We start from the raw sequence: 16,315 nt of genomic DNA on the forward strand, positions 1-16,315 counted from the left end.
TGATTGCACCATGCTGGAGCGAGCTGATTAACCGTGGGTTAACCCAGTCCGACATGAGGCCCTTTCAAAGCCGTGGGACGGCTCCGAAAGGGCTGTGAGGCCTACATGTCGTCGAAGTAGCGCTCGTGCCAGTCCACCAACGGTTGCGGTACGTTGAGTTTCTGGCCGTAGATGACCGAGTACGACAGGACGTTCTGCACGTACTGACGGGTTTCATCGAATGGAATCGACTCGACCCAGACATCGAAACTCAAGTGCTTGGCGCCTTTGAGCCACTGCCGCACGCGGCCCGGGCCGGCGTTGTAGGCAGCCGATGCCAGCACCCGGTTGCCGTTGAACTGCCCATGTACCTGGCTGAGGTAGGCGGCGCCCAGCTGGATGTTCTTGTCCGGGTCCAGTACCTGCGCTGGCGAGGCCAGCGGAATGCTGAACTTGCGCGCGGTCTCCTTGGCGGTGCCTGGCATCAGTTGCATCAGGCCGCTGGCACCCACGGGCGAGCGGGCGTCGTCCATGAACGCGCTTTCCTGGCGGGTAATGGCGAACACCCAGCTCGAATGCAGGCCGCGGACTTTGGCTTCGCGCACCAGGGTGTCGCGGTGGGCCATGGGGAAGCGAATGTCCAGATCGTCCCAGTACTGGGCCTGGCTGATGGTGCGGATGGCCGGGAAGTACCAGCGCAGATCGTAAGCCAGGCGCGCCTGGGCGACCATCTCGTCGCGGTTGAAGTGACGGCTGACGTGGTACCACTCGCGCCGCCCCTCGACGATCTGCCCGCGCGCATGGAATTCCAGGGCGCGGCGCACGCCGGGCGTGTTGCGCACTTTGTTCAGCAGGGCCTGGCTCAGCACCAGCGGTTTGTTGTTGAGCTGGTAAGGCGTCTGCGCCCGATCGGCAGCCAGGAAGCCATAGAAGTCGCGCTCACGCGACACGTTCTTGTACAGCAGCGGGATCTGCGGGTTGTTCGGTTGTGCCAGTTCCAGGCTGCGCGCCTGCCAGTAGCGCCAGCGGCTGCTGCCGGCCAGGTCCTGGGGTAGGCGTCGGCTCAGTTCGTAGGCGTCCTCCCAGCGGCCCAGGCGCAGCAGCAGGCGCATGCGCCATTCGCTGACGGTGTTGTCGCGCAGCTCCGGGTCGTAGCGGGTCATCAGGTCGAGTGCGCGGGGGTCGTAGCGGCGGGCGAGGGTGAGACCGATTTCACGGGCGATGGCGACTTTTTCATCGCGTGAGAAGTGCATGCGCTGGGCGTAGTCGTCGAGCAGCGTCATGGCCTGGTCCGGATCCTGGCGTGCCAGGCGACGCAGGCCCAGGCTGACGACATCGGACATGGCGTCACTGGCCGGCTGGAAGCGTGAAGGCTGCTTGAGCAATTCGGGTTTCTGCGCCACGTCGATCAGCAGCTTTCCCTGTGTGCCAAGCGTGGGCAGGGTCTGTACCAGGTTATTGGCCAGACTGTAGTTGCGCGCTTCGGCCGCCAATTTGGCCCGTTGCCAGCGCCGCGCCTCGGTGAGCTGGCCCTCGGCGGCCCACAGACCGAACAAGGTATCGCAGGTCGCTGGTTGCGACTTGCCGACATTCCACAGCTTCTCGGCCGTGGCGAAACCTTCGGCGCGCTGGCCGCTGGCCAGTTGGTACTGGCCATTGAGGCAGTCCAGTTCGGTGAAATTGAGTTTGGCGTCGTAATAACGGGCGAAGGTTTTCCAGTCACCGCGTTCGGCCAGCCAGCGCAGCCAGCGCAATTTCATCCAGTTGGCCTGGGGAAGGTCGCCGTGCTTTGCGAGAAAACCCTCGATTTCCTCGTTGCTGGCGGTCTTCAGCCGTGCGGTGAGTTCGTCGTAGGCCAGGTAAGGGGTCAGCGGGTAGTCGCTCAGGGCTTGGGCGTAGCGCAGGTAAGGCTCCTTGTCGCCCTTGGCGAGTGCGCGTTTGGCCTCGTCGTAGTACTGGCGCTGCTGGGTGATGTCGGTGGCGTGGGCAGCGCTCGCGGTGGCGGCGCTGAACACCAGGCAGGAAACGAAGTGGAACAGGCGGCTGCGCATGAGACGTCCGGGCAGTTGAACCATGAGAAAGTGACGGCGAAGCCAACACTGGTGAGGTCGTTTGGTTCCTAGCTTAGCCGGTTGCCGGTCGTGGATGAAAGCACTGTGCTTGTATCGAATCGTGAACCTCGACCACGCGTCGTAAAGCCTGCGCTGCGCCAGCACAGCGCTGCAGGCACCGGCCAAGGCAGGGCAAAAGTCAGGTAGAATGCGCACCCGGTTTTTGGAGATGATCATGACCCTGCTCAAATTCAGCGATGTGTCCCTCGCGTTCGGTGCCATGCCGCTGCTGGACAAAGTGTCCTGGCAGATCGCCCGTGGCGAGCGGGTGTGCATCATCGGTCGCAATGGCACTGGCAAGTCCAGCATGCTGCGCCTGGTCAAGGGTGAGCAAAAACCCGACGAAGGTGACATCTGGCGTGCCCCCGGGCTGAAAATTGGCGAGCTGCCGCAGGAACTGCCGGTGGCCGACGACCGCAGCGTGTTCGACGTGGTGGCCGAGGGTCTGGATGGCGTTGGCGCCTTGCTCGCCGAATACCATCACCTGAGCCAGAACATTCAGGGCGACGACGACCTGGACAAGCTGATGCACGTCCAGCACGAGATCGAGGCCCGCGATGGCTGGCGTCTGCAACAGGTCGTGGAAAGCACCCTGAGTCGCCTGCAACTGCCGGCGGACAAAACCCTCGCCGAGTTGTCCGGCGGCTGGCGTCGACGTGTCCTGCTGGCCCAGGCCCTGGTGTCCGAGCCCGATCTGCTGCTGCTCGACGAGCCGACCAACCACCTGGACATCGGCGCCATTGCCTGGCTGGAAGAGGCCCTGAACGGCTTTAACGGTGCCGTGCTGTTCATTACTCACGACCGTTCCTTCCTGCAGAACCTGGCCACCCGCATCCTCGAACTGGACCGTGGCGGTCTGATCGACTGGAACGGCGACTACGCCAGTTTCCTGGTGCACAAAGAGGCGGCGCTGGCCGCAGAGGAGACCGCCAACGCGCTGTTCGACAAGCGTCTGGCCCAGGAAGAGGTCTGGATTCGCCAGGGTATCAAGGCCCGGCGTACCCGCAACGAAGGGCGGGTACGCGCCCTCAAGGCGCTGCGCGTGGAGCGCGGTGAGCGTCGTGAGCGCCAGGGCCGGGCGAACATCCAGATCGAGGTCGCGGACAAGTCTGGCAAGCAGGTGATGCTGCTGGACAACGTCAGCTTCGCCCATCCCGAAGGCCCCAAGCTGGTCAAGGATTTCTCGATGGTGCTGCAGCGTCAGGACCGCATTGGCCTGCTCGGCGCCAACGGCACTGGCAAGACCACCTTGCTCAAGCTCATGCTCGGCGACCTGGAGCCCACCAGTGGCAAGGTCGAACGCGGCACCAAGCTGGAGGTCGCCTACTTCGATCAGATGCGTCACCAGCTCGACCTCGAAAAGACGGTGATCGATAACCTGGCCGAGGGCCGCGACTTCATCGAAATCGATGGTCAGAACCGCCATGTGCTGAGCTACCTCGGCGACTTCCTGTTCAGCCCGCAGCGTGCGCGCACGCCGGTCAAGGCCTTGTCTGGCGGCGAACGCGCGCGGTTGCTGCTGGCCAAACTGTTCAGCAAACCGGCGAACTTGCTGGTGCTGGACGAGCCGACCAACGACCTGGACGTGGAAACCCTGGAGTTGCTCGAAGAGGTGTTGGCCAACTTCAAGGGCACCGTGCTCATGGTCAGCCACGACCGGGCCTTCCTCGACAATGTGGTGACCAGCACCCTGGTGTTCGAAGGGCAGGGCAAAGTGCGGGAGTATGTCGGGGGCTACGAGGACTGGATTCGTCAGGGCGGCTCGCCCAAGTTGCTGGGGGTGGCCGAGAGCAAGGGCGGCAAGTCCGCGCTCAATAGCGCTGTGGTGGAGAAGGTCGAGGTGAATGACGTGCCCGAACCTGCTGTCGCCCAAACCGCCGACAGCGGCAAGAAAAAACTCAGCTACAAGCTGCAGCGCGAACTGGAGATGCTGCCTGGGCAGATCGATGCACTGGAGCAGAAGATGGCTGTGCTGCAGGCGCAGGTAGGTGCTCCGGACTTCTACCAGCGGCCGATTGCTGAAACCTCGCAGGTGCTGGCCAAGCTCGAACAGTTGCAGGCTGAGCTTGATGCGCTGGTCGAGCGCTGGGCTGAACTGGAGGGCTGAGCGGACCCTGGCACTGCATTCGCGACCTGAGTCACGAGGGCAGTGCCGCCACGGGCATCAGTCCTTTTTCAGCAGTCGCACGGCCAGCACATCGCACGGTGCGCCGTGCAGGACGTCATTGGCCGTGGAACCAAGCAGCAGCGCCAGGCCATGACGACCATGGCTGCCGACCACGATCAGGTCGCAGGCTTCATCGGTAGCCAACTGGTGGATTTCCTGGCGAGGCTGGCCATATTTCAGGTGCGAATCACCGCGATTGATGCCGGGATACTTGGCGTACAACCGGTCCATGCGCTCCTTGGCCTGGTCGAACTGCTGCTGTTGCAGTTGCGACAGGTCCATCGGCACGTCGCCACCGAATGCCATGGCCATGGGCTCTACGATATGCACCAGCGATACCTTGGCGCCGGTCGGTTCGGCGAGCTTCATGGCGCGCTTGATCACCGGGTCGCATTCCTCGGTCAGGTCGACGGCGACCAGAAGATGTTCGTAGGACATGAGCGGGACTCCTGAAAATCGCGATAGTAAAAGTATGGTCGCTTTCTGGCCCGGCGAGATGAAATGACCAAGCCGCGCCTGTGCAACGCATTATGGGGGATACAGATATGACGGTATGGCTGGTGGTGTCAATCCTTGCGCTGATTCTCAGCCCGCTGGCCTGGCTGCGTCCCTCGCGCAAGCAGAGCGAGCAAATGAACCTGCGGCTGGAGGGCCGGCGCATGGGTCTGGCCATGCAGCTCAGCCCGCAGAAATGGCCGCATTGGCTGGAAAACGAGCCGCCCAGTCCATGCCCCCAATACCACCGTGCGCGCCGCAGAGGGCATGAGGATACTTGGTGCTACTGGCAGGTGAGCCCCAGCGTGTGGCTGAACACCTGGCGTGAGCCCTGCGAGGAACCGCGCTTGGCACAATGCTTCGCGCGCTTGCCTGCCACCGTCTATAAGGTGGAGGCTGATAGCCGCATGATCGCGCTGTGTTGGAGTGAGCGTGGCGACACGGCTGTTCTTCAGGACATCGCGCATACCCTGGAAACACTCGCCTGAACCTTTCCCCAGCTCTGACAGCCACGTCGATCCCGCTGATCCTCAGGGCAAAAAGGCCAGGCTTGCGCCCGTTCAACAGCGAAAGCGCCTGCAACCTCATCGACGCGTTCATGCTTTGGTCTGAGCTGACTTCTTATCCCACGCCATTTTCACCGCATCACGCCTGAATCGCTGTGATGAATGGTGAGCAATCACGCTCATCCTGCTTTTTCAAATCTGTAACAAAATGACTGGAAAGTCGCTTTTTTCGGGGACTTGTGGGTATTTGACAACTTCGGCCTTTTCGGAGAATGTGTGCGGACCCAAATCAAACGGGCGTATGAATTGAGCGTTTGTATGTTCACATCGCTCGTCCAGAATCCCGACCAGCGCGCTGACGGGTGTGCCTGGCAGAAGGTCTTGCAAACGAACCGGCTGCCAGCGTTCGGCGTGTACAGTTCAGCTTCCATATCGTGGAGATCAGTTGATGATTTACGAAGGTAAAGCCATCACGGTTAAGGCTCTTGAAAGCGGCATCGTCGAACTGCGCTTCGACCTCAAGGGTGAGTCCGTCAACAAATTCAATCGCCTGACCCTGAACGAGCTGCGCCAGGCAGTCGATACGATCAAAGCCGATGCGTCCATCAAGGGCGTCATCGTCAGCAGCGGCAAGGACGTGTTCATCGTCGGTGCCGACATCACCGAATTCGTCGATAACTTCAAGCTGCCCGAGGCCGAACTGGTCGCCGGTAATCTGGAAGCCAACCGCATCTTCAGCGACTTCGAAGACCTGCAGGTCCCGACCGTGGCCGCGATCAACGGCATCGCCCTGGGCGGCGGTCTGGAGATGTGCCTGGCCGCCGACTACCGCGTGATGGCCAGCAGCGCAAAGATCGGCCTGCCGGAAGTCAAGCTGGGCATCTACCCAGGCTTTGGCGGCACCGTGCGTCTGCCACGGCTGATCGGCTCGGACAACGCCATCGAGTGGATCGCCTCGGGTAAGGAAAACCGCGCCGAAGACGCCCTGAAAGTGGGCGCCGTCGATGCCGTGGTCGCGCCTGAACTGTTGCAGGCCGGTGCCCTGGACCTGATCAAGCGCGCCATCAGTGGCGAGCTGGACTACAAAGCCAAGCGCCAGCCAAAGCTTGAGAAGCTCAAGCTCAACGCCATCGAGCAGATGATGGCCTTCGAGACGGCCAAGGGCTTCGTCGCCGGCCAGGCTGGGCCGAACTATCCAGCGCCGGTCGAGGCCATCAAGAGCATTCAGAAAGCTGCCAACTTCGGCCGTGACAAGGCCCTGGAGGTCGAAGCCGCTGGTTTTGCCAAGTTGGCCAAAACCTCGGTGGCCGAGAGCCTGATCGGGCTGTTCCTCAACGATCAGGAACTCAAGCGCAAGGCCAAGGCCCACGACGAGATCGCCCACGATGTGAAGCAGGCGGCCGTGCTCGGCGCCGGCATCATGGGCGGGGGTATCGCCTATCAGTCGGCGGTCAAAGGCACGCCGATCCTGATGAAGGATATCCGCGAGGAAGCGATCCAGTTGGGCTTGAACGAAGCCTCCAAGCTGCTCGGCAACCGTGTTGAAAAAGGTCGTCTGACCTCGGCGAAGATGGCCGAGGCGCTCAACGCCATCCGCCCGACCCTGTCCTATGGCGACTTCGCCAACGTCGACATCGTCGTCGAGGCCGTGGTCGAAAACCCGAAGGTCAAGCAGGCGGTACTGGCCGAGGTGGAAGGGCAGGTCAAAGACGATGCCATTCTGGCCTCAAATACCTCGACCATTTCCATCAACCTGCTGGCCAAGGCGCTCAAACGCCCGGAAAACTTCGTCGGCATGCACTTCTTCAATCCGGTGCACATGATGCCGCTGGTCGAAGTCATCCGCGGCGAAAAGTCCAGTGACGTGGCGGTCGCCACCACCGTGGCCTACGCCAAGAAGATGGGCAAGAACCCGATCGTGGTCAACGACTGCCCGGGCTTCCTGGTCAACCGCGTGTTGTTCCCTTACTTTGGCGGCTTCGCCAAGCTGGTCAGCGCAGGCGTGGACTTCGTGCGCATCGACAAGGTCATGGAGAAGTTCGGCTGGCCCATGGGCCCGGCCTACTTGATGGATGTGGTCGGCATCGACACCGGCCACCACGGCCGCGATGTGATGGCCGAGGGCTTCCCCGACCGCATGAAAGACGAGCGTCGCTCCGCCGTCGATGCCCTGTACGAGGCCAATCGCCTGGGCCAGAAGAACGGCAAGGGCTTCTACGCCTACGAAACCGACAAGCGCGGCAAACCGAAGAAGGTCGCCGATGCGTCGGTCCTGGAAGTGCTCAAGCCCGTGATCTACGAGCAGCGTGAAGTCAGCGACGAAGACATCATCAACTGGATGATGGTGCCGCTTTGCCTGGAGACCGTGCGCTGCCTGGAAGACGGCATCGTCGAGACGGCCGCCGAAGCGGACATGGGCCTGGTCTACGGCATTGGCTTCCCTCCCTTCCGTGGCGGCGCGCTGCGCTACATCGACTCGATCGGTGTGGCCGAGTTCGTTGCCTTGGCCGACCAGTATGCCGATCTGGGTCCGCTGTACCACCCGACTGCGAAGCTGCGTGAAATGGCCAAGAACGGTCAGCGTTTCTTCAACTGAACGGCCACTGAGCTAGAGCGAGAATATTGATATGAGCCTCAATCCAAGAGACGTGGTGATTGTCGACTTCGGTCGCACGCCCATGGGTCGTTCCAAGGGTGGCATGCACCGCAACACCCGCGCCGAAGACATGTCGGCGCACTTGATCAGCAAGGTGCTGGAGCGCAACGACAAGGTCGATCCGAAGGAAGTCGAGGATGTGATCTGGGGATGCGTCAACCAGACCCTGGAGCAAGGCTGGAACATCGCGCGCATGGCCTCGCTGATGACCCCGATTCCGCATACCAGCGCTGCGCAGACCGTCAGCCGACTGTGCGGTTCGTCGATGAGCGCGCTGCACACTGCCGCCCAGGCGATCATGACCGGTAATGGTGATGTGTTCGTGGTCGGCGGTGTCGAGCACATGGGGCACGTCAGCATGATGCACGGGGTCGATCCGAACCCGCATCTGTCACTGCATGCGGCCAAGGCCTCCGGCATGATGGGCCTGACTGCCGAAATGCTCGGTAAGATGCACGGCATTACTCGCGAGCAGCAAGACCTGTTCGCGCTGCGCTCACATCAGTTGGCTCACAAGGCTACGGTCGAGGGCAAGTTCAAGGACGAAATCATCCCGATGCAGGGGTACGACGAGAACGGTTTCCTCAAGGTCTTCGATTACGACGAGACCATTCGTCCGGAAACCACCCTCGAAGGTCTGGCGGCGCTCAAGCCTGCGTTCAACCCCAAAGGCGGTACGGTGACCGCTGGCACGTCGTCGCAGATCACCGATGGTGCTTCGTGCATGATCGTCATGTCCGGCCAGCGCGCCATGGACCTCGGCATCCAGCCGTTGGCGGTGATCCGCTCGATGGCCGTGGCCGGTGTCGACCCTGCGATCATGGGTTACGGTCCGGTGCCGTCGACCCAGAAAGCCCTCAAGCGCGCGGGCCTGAGCATCGGCGACATCGACTTCTTCGAGCTCAACGAAGCCTTCGCCGCACAGGCACTGCCAGTGCTCAAGGATCTGAAAGTGCTCGACAAGATGGATGAGAAGGTTAACCTGCATGGCGGCGCCATTGCCTTGGGCCATCCGTTCGGTTGCTCCGGTGCACGGATTTCCGGCACCCTGCTCAACGTCATGAAGCAGAATGGCGGCACGCTGGGCGTGGCCACCATGTGCGTCGGCCTGGGTCAGGGCATCACCACTGTCTTCGAACGCGTCTGATCGCGTCGCAGGACAGCAGCCGGGGCCCTGTGCCCCGGTTTTGTTTTTTACAGGGTTTGTGCGCGAGAGGACGTGACATGCAGATACAGCCAGGTGTGTACCGGCATTACAAAGGGCCTGAGTACCGTGTCTTCAGTGTCGCGCGGCATTCCGAGAGCGAAGAGTGGATGGTCTTCTACCAATGCCTGTATGGTGATTACAGCTTTTGGGTGCGGCCTCTCTCGATGTTTCAAGAGTCGGTCGAGGTTGACGGCGAGCAGGTGCCGCGCTTTGCTCTGCTCAGGGCTGAAGACGGGCTCTTGGCACAGGGTGCGAAGGCCGTCGAGTGATCGACCGCGCTTGACCTCACTCCTACGCCACTATATATAGCGGTGCCGCGTGCGGCACCTGACGCGTTTTTCATCTTCAGATTCAGGAATACTCCGATCCATGGGCAAATCGCTGGTCATTGTGGAATCCCCGGCCAAGGCCAAGACCATCAACAAGTACCTGGGCAACCAGTACGTGGTGAAGTCGAGTATCGGCCATATCCGAGACCTTCCCACCAGCGGTTCGGCCAGTACGGCCAAGGAGCCGGCTGCCAAGCGCGGCAAGACCGCTGCTCAGGCGTCGACCCTGACGCCGAAGGAGAAGGCTCGCCGGCAACTGGTGGCGCGCATGGGTGTCGATCCGGAGGCGGGCTGGAAAGCTCAGTACGAGATCCTTCCCGGCAAGGAAAAGGTGATCGACGAACTGCGCCGTCTGGCCAAGGATGCCGACACCATCTATCTCGCAACCGACTTGGACCGCGAAGGGGAAGCCATTGCCTGGCACCTGCGCGAAGCCATCGGTGGTGATGACAGCCGCTACAAGCGCGTGGTGTTCAACGAGATCACCAAGAAGGCCATCCAGGAAGCGTTCTCGCAACCGGGCGAGCTCGACATCGACCGTGTCAACGCTCAGCAGGCGCGTCGCTTCCTCGATCGCGTGGTCGGCTACATGGTGTCGCCGCTGCTGTGGTCGAAAATCGCCCGCGGCTTGTCTGCCGGTCGTGTGCAGTCGGTGGCCGTGAAGCTGGTGGTCGAGCGTGAACGCGAGATTCGTGCCTTCAATCCCGAGGAGTACTGGGAAATCCACGCCGATCTCGGTACCGCGAAGAACGCCAAGGTGCGCTTCGAGGTCGCCCGTGAACGCGGCGAGGCCTTCAAGCCGCTGAATCAAGCCCAGGCCATGGCTGCGCTGGAGAAGCTCAAGGCTTCCAGCTACAGCGTGATCAAGCGTGAAGACCGTCCGACCAGCAGCAAGCCCTCGGCGCCGTTCATCACCTCCACGCTGCAGCAGGCTGCCAGCAACCGCCTCGGTTTCGGGGTGAAGAAGACCATGATGATGGCCCAGCGTCTTTACGAAGCGGGCTACATCACTTACATGCGAACCGACTCCACCAACCTCTCCACCGATGCGGTGGAGATGGCGCGCAGCTACATCGAGAGCGAGTTCGGCAAGCAGTACCTGCCAGCGGCGCCGATCGTGTATGGCAGCAAGGAAGGTGCCCAGGAGGCGCACGAAGCCATCCGGCCTTCCGACGTCACGACCCATCCCACCAAACTCAGTGGCATGGAGCGCGATGCCGAGCGCCTGTACGAGCTGATCTGGCGCCAGTTCCTGGCTTGCCAGATGCCGCCTGCGCAGTACCTGTCCACCAGCGTCACCGTTGCTGCCGGTGAGTTCGAGCTGCGCGCCAAGGGTCGCATCCTCAAGTTCGATGGTTACACCCGTGTGCAGCCCCAGCAGACCAAGCCGGGCGAAGACGATGTGTTGCCGGACATGGCCCAGGGCGAGTCGCTGGCGTTGCTTCAGCTCGATCCCAGCCAGCATTTCACCAAGCCGCCTGCGCGCTTCACCGAAGCGAGCCTGGTCAAGGAAATGGAAAAGCGCGGTATCGGCCGTCCTTCGACCTATGCAGCCATCATTTCCACCATTCAGGATCGCGGCTACGTCACGTTGCACAACCGCCGCTTCTACTCCGAGAAGATGGGCGACATCGTCACCGAGCGCCTGTCCGAGAGCTTCTCCAATCTGATGGACTATGGCTTCACCGCCGGCATGGAGGAGAACCTCGATGACGTCGCCCACGGCGAGCGTGACTGGAAGAACGTGCTTGATGAGTTCTATGGCGACTTCAGCACGAAACTGCTGACGGCCGAATCCAGCGAGAATGGCATGCGGGCCAATCAGCCGACCCTCACCAACATTCCGTGCAAGGAATGCGGGCGGCCGATGATGATTCGTACCGCCTCCACTGGCGTTTTCCTGGGCTGCTCGGGCTACAGCCTACCGCCGAAAGAGCGCTGCAAGGCGACCGTCAACCTGGTTCCAGGTGATGAGATTGCTGCAGACGACGAGGGTGAATCCGAATCCTTGGTGCTGCGCGGCAAGCATCGCTGCCCGATCTGTTCGACGGCGATGGATGCTTACTTGCTGGACGAGAAGCACAAACTGCATATTTGCGGCAACAACCCAGACTGCCCGGGCTACGAAATCGAAGAGGGCAGCTACCGGATCAAGGGCTACGAAGGCCCAAGCCTGGAATGCGATAAGTGCGGCAGCGAGATGCAGCTCAAGACCGGCCGCTTCGGCAAGTTCTTCGGCTGCACCAATCCGGCCTGCAAGAACACCCGTAAACTGCTCAAGAATGGGGAGGCCGCGCCACCGAAGATGGACAAGGTGGACATGCCTGAGTTGCGCTGCGAGAAGGTCGACGATACCTATGTGTTGCGCGACGGCGCCTCCGGGTTGTTCCTGGCTGCCAGCCAGTTCCCGAAGAACCGCGAAACCCGCGCGCCCCTGGTACTGGAAATCGTGCCGCACAAGCATGAGATCGACCCCAAGTATCATTTCTTGTGCGAAGCGCCGCAGAAAGACCCGGACGGCCGCCCGGCGGTGATCCGCTACAGCCGCAAGACCAAGGAGCAGTACGTTCAATCCGAAGTCGACGGCAAGCCGACCGGTTGGAAAGCGTTCTATGACGGCAAGGCGTGGAAGGTCGAAGACAAGCGCTGATGCTTCGATGACATGGAGGGGCCGCTTGTATGCCTGTCACGGATGACGTGATGAGCGCGCTCGCGGCCCCGATCATTTATGATGCAAGCCCATTGCCTTGCAGTCAGGGAGGTCATTGAACATGGCCCAGGAACTCTACACGCGCACCAATCAGAAGCTGTTCTTCGCGGGGCTTGCCCTGGAATCCATGGCCAAGGCTGAGCAGAGCGGTGCTATGAACGCTCAGGGGCTGATCCAGGCAGAGCGTGAGTCTGCGCTCTTTCATTTGTATGGCGCGCTTTTAGGGCTGTGCCACGAAATCGCCGGATTCTACCGCCTGCCTCAGGCCGCAGCACCGCGTGCCGAACTGTTGCTGACCGATGAAACGCTGAGCGCTGTGGCCATTCCGGAAATGGCCGAGATGCTGGAGCTGGCACGCCAGCCGCAGACGTGGTTAGCCCAATTACTTAGAGCTTATGCCGATTTGTTCCAACCACCGGTCGAGAGGAAAATCGCTAAGACCGATGTGACTCAGCCGTTGATTCAGGCGGTCAATCTCGACGATTGCGAGGAAGTTGCGGTTTCGCGCTTTGAGTTGGAACGATGGCGTCAGGCGTTGAAAGGGCTTGCAAGACGTTTCCGCGACGCGTTGAGTGAGTGCTGACAGACTGCGTGGCTGGTACACTACTCGCCTTTCGTGAACAGCAGGCCCCTTATGTCAACGTCCTTTCTAGAAATTGTCGAATTGCCTGATGGTCGCATCGAGCTGCGTCGTGCCGAGGACGAAGGTTCGTTGGTCACTCTGGATTTTTCCGAGGATGCCAAGGTGTTCTTGCAGGGGCAGCACGTGGAAGTGGCCAAGGCGATGCTCAGCGTGGGCGTGCAGATGGCTGGTAAATTGATTGAGGGTGAGTTCGAACGCGATGAAGGGCCGCGCGTTCTCCACTGAACCTTGACTCAGCCGTCATCAAAATCTCACATAGTCAAAGCCTGAACATCAGCCGAGGCGGATGTTCAGGCTTTGTGCGTTTCCACAGGTGGCTGCGTGAATGAGCTGCTGGCGGTTGCCGGCATTGATGTTGCCAAGCCAACTGACCACGGTATGGCTGTGACCCAGGCGCAAGGCCTCACAGGCTAATTGCAGTGCGCTTTGGCTGTTGCCAGGTTGCAGCAGCAGGATCCGCTCCCGGTTCAGCCCAGCATGGCGTAGCCAGGCCTGAGTCAAGCTTGAGGGCGGCGCGATCAGTGTGAGCCAGCGCGCATCATCCACATCGCTCAGTTCGCGAAGGATAGGAGCCAGCAGGCTGTGACAATGCCCTGGGGCGCCGCGCAGTGACAATTCGCTGAACAGCTCGGGCCGGTTCGCCATGTGCGGCAGTTCGCGGCTCTTCAGGCCAGGCAGCACGGGCTGTGCGAGAAAGGCTTCGAACAACGGCAATTGTGCGGGCTGCGTTGAGTGGGCGGACTGCTGCATGACGCCTCCAGGATCAGCGGCGTATGACGCCGACGCTCAAGCCCTCGATCACCAGTTCCTGATCGTTCAGGTTCACTTCGATCGGAGCGAATTCAGGGTTTTCGGCGATGAGCCAGACCTTGCTGCCTTCGCGCTTGAAGCGCTTCACGGTGACTTCGTCTCCGATGCGCGCAACGACGATCTGGCCGTTGCGTGCTTCGCGGCAGGTATGCACCGCGAGCAGGTCACCGTCGATGATGCCGATGTCCTTCATGCTCATGCCGTGGACGCGCAGCAGGTAGTCGGCGCGGGGATGGAAAAAGGCCGGGTTGATGTTGCAAGATTCTTCGATGTGCTGCTCAGCGAGGATCGGTGCGCCTGCGGCGACGCGGCCGATGATCGGCAAGGCACTGTCTTGCGGCTTGCTTTCAACGCCTGGGATGCGAATGCCTCGGGAAGCCCCCGGGGTCATTTCGATTGCGCCTTTGCGCGCCAGCGCCTTGAGATGTTCCTCGGCGGCATTGGGGGACTTGAAACCCAGTTCCTGAGCGATTTCCGCGCGGGTGGGGGGGAATCCGTTATCTTCGAGGCAACGTTTGATGAAAGCCAGGATCTCGGCTTGGCGTGGCGTGAGTTTCAGCATGGCGAGTGGCTCTGTCTTTTTATACAGTGACTGGGATTATATACAGTAGATGGCAAGCTGCAAGCTGCAAGCGCCAAGAAAAATCCATGCGCGCCTGTGATGTTGCGGCAACCCCTTGTGGTCCGTGGCTTGCAGCTCTTTGTCGGGTGTCGGAAATAACTCGACCGATGGGTCACTGAATCTTGACAGCGTCACGCCTGAAACGTATGTTTCAAACAACTGTTTGTCAGGCGGATAAGTCATGGCCCAATCGGAAACCGTTGAACGCATTCTCGATGCTGCCGAGCAGCTGTTCGCCGAGCGAGGTTTCGCGGAGACCTCGCTACGTCTGATCACCAGCAAAGCAGGTGTCAACCTGGCGGCGGTAAACTATCACTTCGGCTCCAAGAAAGCGCTGATCCAGGCGGTGTTCTCGCGTTTCCTCGGGCCGTTTTGCGCCAGCCTGGAGCGTGAGCTCGAGCGGCGCCAGGCGCAGCCAGAAGCCAAGCCAAGCCTGGAAGAACTGCTCGAGATGCTCGTGGAGCAAGCCTTGGTCGTGCAGCCGCGCAGCAACAATGACCTGTCGATCTTCATGCGCCTGTTGGGCCTGGCTTTCAGTCAGAGTCAGGGGCACCTGCGGCGCTATCTGGAGGACATGTATGGGAAAGTGTTTCGACGCTACATGCTGTTGGTCAACGACGCCGCCCCCGCATTCCGCCTCTAGAGCTGTTCTGGCGCGTGCACTTCATGCTGGGTGCTGCCGCGTTCAGCATGTCCGGTATCAAGGCGTTACGGGCTATCGCTGAAACCGACTTCGGCATCAACACGTCGATCGAGCAGGTCATGCGTCTGATGGTCCCCTTTCTGGCAGCCGGTATGCGCGCCGACACCGGCGTAACCGATCAGGCCATGGCGACCGCGCAACTGCGTCCGCGCAGCAAAAGCCCGGCCACTGGCACACCGGCCAAGGCCTGAAGGCTGGGCGGGGCAGGGCGCATCCGCTAAGCTAGCGCCCATGCCGTTACCCACTGCTTGCCCGCCCCCCTACCCATTCGTTTATCAACGGTTCCAGAGCCGGGGATGGCGAGCGCCTGCGCTGCCGTCCTATATCTTTTCGGTCTGGATCTTCAATGAAGGACTCCGTATGACTGCCTGCCTGCAAGGCTCCCTGATGGTGGATATCGCCGGTCACTGGCTGACCGCCGAGGACCGCCAGCTTCTGCGTCAACCTGAAGTGGCGGGCCTGATCATTTTCGCCCGCAACATCGACAGCCCTCGGCAGGTGCGCGAGCTCTGCGCGTCGATTCGCGCCATCCGACCTGACCTGATCCTGGCGGTCGATCAGGAAGGGGGCGGGTCCAGCGTCTGCGTCAGGGGTTCGTGCGCCTGCCGGCGATGCGCGCGCTGGCCGATAACGCCAACGCCGAGTATTTGGCCGAGCAATGCGGCTGGCTGATGGCGACCGAGGTGTTGGCCGTCGGCTTGGACCTGAGCTTCGCGCCGGTGCTGGATTTGGATCATCAACGCAGTGCAGTGGTGGGCAGCCGGGCCTTTGAAGGCGATCCGCAGCATGCCACGCGACTGGCCGGTGCCTTCATCCGTGGCATGAATGCCGCAGGCATGGCCGCCTGTGGCAAGCATTTTCCGGGTCACGGTTGGGCAGAGGCCGACTCGCACGTGGCCATTCCGACCGATGAGCGCAGCCTTGAGCAGTTGCGTCAGGCCGATCTGGTGCCCTTCACGCATCTGAGCGGTCAGCTGGCAGCGGTCATGCCCGCCCATGTGATCTACCCACAGATCGACAACCAGCCCGCCGGGTTCTCGCGGCGCTGGCTGCAGGACATCCTGCGCGGTGAGCTGGGCTTTGAAGGGGTGATATTCAGCGATGACTTGTCCATGGCCGGCGCGCACGTGGTCGGCGATGCGGCCAATCGCATCGAGGCCGCGTTGAGCGCCGGTTGTGACATGGGGCTGGTGTGCAACGATCGGGCTGCGGCGGAGCTGGCGCTGACAGCGGCTCAGCGCTTGAAGGTGAGACCATCGCCGCGCATCGCCGGCATGCGCGGGCAGGGTTTCGCGTCCACCGACTATAAACAGCAACCGCGGTGGCTGGAGGCACTGGCCGCTTTGAAGGAGGCGCAATTGATCGAGTAAGCCGATT

The 16,315-nt window shown here is 61.4% G+C and carries 12 protein-coding genes and 2 pseudogenes; 10 read left to right on the forward strand and 4 right to left on the reverse strand.

Annotated elements, in window-relative coordinates; all coding sequences use genetic code 11:
• Positions 1-101 precede the first annotated feature (101 nt).
• Positions 102-2,030: a transglycosylase SLT domain-containing protein gene (locus GKC70_RS08885; protein WP_342651101.1), complete on the reverse strand. Its 1,929-nt coding sequence runs from the start codon at positions 2,028-2,030 to the stop codon at positions 102-104.
• A gap of 235 nt (positions 2,031-2,265) precedes the next feature.
• Between GKC70_RS08885 and GKC70_RS08890 the strand changes: the two genes are divergently transcribed.
• Positions 2,266-4,197: an ATP-binding cassette domain-containing protein gene (locus tag GKC70_RS08890; RefSeq protein WP_342651102.1), complete on the forward strand. Its 1,932-nt coding sequence runs from the start codon at positions 2,266-2,268 to the stop codon at positions 4,195-4,197.
• A 57-nt stretch (positions 4,198-4,254) separates the two neighbouring features.
• Here the strand turns inward: GKC70_RS08890 and GKC70_RS08895 are convergent, their stop codons facing one another.
• Complete coding sequence (locus tag GKC70_RS08895; RefSeq protein WP_029613037.1) at positions 4,255-4,695, reverse strand: universal stress protein; 441 nt, start codon at positions 4,693-4,695, stop codon at positions 4,255-4,257.
• Between the two features lie 107 nt (positions 4,696-4,802).
• Between GKC70_RS08895 and GKC70_RS08900 the strand changes: the two genes are divergently transcribed.
• The 7 genes from GKC70_RS08900 (at position 4,803) to GKC70_RS08930 (ending at position 13,028) form a co-directional block, all read left to right on the forward strand.
• On the forward strand, positions 4,803-5,240 hold the full coding sequence (locus tag GKC70_RS08900; protein WP_342651103.1) for a hypothetical protein: 438 nt from the start codon (positions 4,803-4,805) through the stop codon (positions 5,238-5,240).
• A gap of 466 nt (positions 5,241-5,706) precedes the next feature.
• Complete coding sequence (fadB, locus tag GKC70_RS08905; protein ID WP_342651104.1) at positions 5,707-7,854, forward strand: fatty acid oxidation complex subunit alpha FadB; 2,148 nt, start codon at positions 5,707-5,709, stop codon at positions 7,852-7,854.
• 31 nt (positions 7,855-7,885) lie between these two features.
• The gene (fadA, locus tag GKC70_RS08910; protein WP_342651105.1) at positions 7,886-9,061 is read left to right on the forward strand and encodes an acetyl-CoA C-acyltransferase FadA; all 1,176 of its coding nucleotides are present in this window, start codon (positions 7,886-7,888) and stop codon (positions 9,059-9,061) included.
• 77 nt (positions 9,062-9,138) lie between these two features.
• Positions 9,139-9,390, forward strand: a complete 252-nt coding sequence (locus tag GKC70_RS08915) for a DUF1653 domain-containing protein (protein WP_342651106.1) — start codon at positions 9,139-9,141, stop codon at positions 9,388-9,390.
• 100 nt (positions 9,391-9,490) lie between these two features.
• Positions 9,491-12,100, forward strand: coding sequence for a type I DNA topoisomerase (gene topA / locus GKC70_RS08920; RefSeq protein ID WP_039578790.1), 2,610 nt, complete (start codon positions 9,491-9,493; stop codon positions 12,098-12,100).
• Between the two features lie 121 nt (positions 12,101-12,221).
• Positions 12,222-12,743: a DUF6586 family protein gene (locus tag GKC70_RS08925; protein ID WP_342651107.1), complete on the forward strand. Its 522-nt coding sequence runs from the start codon at positions 12,222-12,224 to the stop codon at positions 12,741-12,743.
• 51 nt (positions 12,744-12,794) lie between these two features.
• Positions 12,795-13,028 (forward strand): hypothetical protein, encoded by a 234-nt coding sequence (locus GKC70_RS08930; protein WP_029613032.1) that lies wholly within the window; start codon positions 12,795-12,797, stop codon positions 13,026-13,028.
• Positions 13,029-13,076: 48 nt separating this feature from the next.
• Here the strand turns inward: GKC70_RS08930 and sulA are convergent, their stop codons facing one another.
• Positions 13,077-13,553, reverse strand: a complete 477-nt coding sequence (sulA, locus tag GKC70_RS08935; protein WP_039578785.1) for an SOS-induced cell division inhibitor SulA — start codon at positions 13,551-13,553, stop codon at positions 13,077-13,079.
• 13 nt (positions 13,554-13,566) lie between these two features.
• Positions 13,567-14,175, reverse strand: coding sequence for a transcriptional repressor LexA (gene lexA / locus GKC70_RS08940; RefSeq protein ID WP_039578783.1), 609 nt, complete (start codon positions 14,173-14,175; stop codon positions 13,567-13,569).
• 241 nt (positions 14,176-14,416) lie between these two features.
• Between lexA and GKC70_RS08945 the strand changes: the two are divergent.
• Positions 14,417-15,129: pseudogene (locus tag GKC70_RS08945) on the forward strand (TetR/AcrR family transcriptional regulator).
• Positions 15,130-15,310: 181 nt separating this feature from the next.
• Positions 15,311-16,308 (forward strand): annotated as a pseudogene (gene nagZ / locus GKC70_RS08950) (beta-N-acetylhexosaminidase).
• The last annotated feature ends 7 nt before the right edge of the window (positions 16,309-16,315 follow it).

This window comes from Pseudomonas sp. REB1044 (assembly GCF_038813925.1).
GTDB classification, from domain to species: Bacteria; Pseudomonadota; Gammaproteobacteria; order Pseudomonadales; family Pseudomonadaceae; genus Aquipseudomonas; species Aquipseudomonas boreofloridensis.

Coding starts and splice junctions, on each gene's coding strand:
- GKC70_RS08900 (WP_342651103.1), top strand. CDS start 4,803: ATGACGGTATGGCTGGTGGTGTCAATCCTTGCGCTGATTCTCAGCCCG.
- GKC70_RS08885 (WP_342651101.1), bottom strand. CDS start 2,030: ATGCGCAGCCGCCTGTTCCACTTCGTTTCCTGCCTGGTGTTCAGCGCC.
- GKC70_RS08895 (WP_029613037.1), bottom strand. CDS start 4,695: ATGTCCTACGAACATCTTCTGGTCGCCGTCGACCTGACCGAGGAATGC.
- sulA (WP_039578785.1), bottom strand. CDS start 13,553: ATGCAGCAGTCCGCCCACTCAACGCAGCCCGCACAATTGCCGTTGTTC.
- topA (WP_039578790.1), top strand. CDS start 9,491: ATGGGCAAATCGCTGGTCATTGTGGAATCCCCGGCCAAGGCCAAGACC.
- GKC70_RS08930 (WP_029613032.1), top strand. CDS start 12,795: ATGTCAACGTCCTTTCTAGAAATTGTCGAATTGCCTGATGGTCGCATC.
- fadB (WP_342651104.1), top strand. CDS start 5,707: ATGATTTACGAAGGTAAAGCCATCACGGTTAAGGCTCTTGAAAGCGGC.
- GKC70_RS08890 (WP_342651102.1), top strand. CDS start 2,266: ATGACCCTGCTCAAATTCAGCGATGTGTCCCTCGCGTTCGGTGCCATG.
- GKC70_RS08915 (WP_342651106.1), top strand. CDS start 9,139: ATGCAGATACAGCCAGGTGTGTACCGGCATTACAAAGGGCCTGAGTAC.
- fadA (WP_342651105.1), top strand. CDS start 7,886: ATGAGCCTCAATCCAAGAGACGTGGTGATTGTCGACTTCGGTCGCACG.
- GKC70_RS08925 (WP_342651107.1), top strand. CDS start 12,222: ATGGCCCAGGAACTCTACACGCGCACCAATCAGAAGCTGTTCTTCGCG.
- lexA (WP_039578783.1), bottom strand. CDS start 14,175: ATGCTGAAACTCACGCCACGCCAAGCCGAGATCCTGGCTTTCATCAAA.